The sequence below is a fragment of the Modicisalibacter radicis genome (assembly GCF_900961225.1).
Lineage (GTDB): Bacteria > Pseudomonadota > Gammaproteobacteria > Pseudomonadales > Halomonadaceae > Modicisalibacter.
In genome coordinates this window covers 1-263 of sequence record NZ_CAAHFN010000042.1, presented here as the reverse complement: position 1 = coordinate 263, position 263 = coordinate 1, and the positions used below count along the sequence as shown (strand labels likewise).

The 263-nt window shown below is 70.0% G+C and carries 1 protein-coding gene; it reads left to right on the top strand.

The window, feature by feature from the left end:
* On the top strand, positions 1-263 hold a 263-nt coding region (locus HR9077_RS02255), incomplete at both ends, for an AMP-binding protein (RefSeq protein ID WP_136064705.1).

Here is a 263-nt window from a genome sequence, read left to right as displayed (position 1 = left end):
TGGGCGTCGAACCCGAGACCCGGGTGGGCATTGCCGTGGAGCGCTCCGTCGAGATGATGGTGGGGCTGCTGGGGATCCTCAAGGCCGGCGGCGCCTACGTGCCGCTGGACCCGGACTATCCGGCCGAGCGGCTGGCCTACATGGTCGCGGACAGCGGTATCGAGCTACTGCTGACCCAACAGCACCTGCGTGACGCACTGCCCGCGACCGAGGGCCTGAGCGTGCTCGCACTGGACCGGCTGGACCTGGCGCATCAGGCGTCG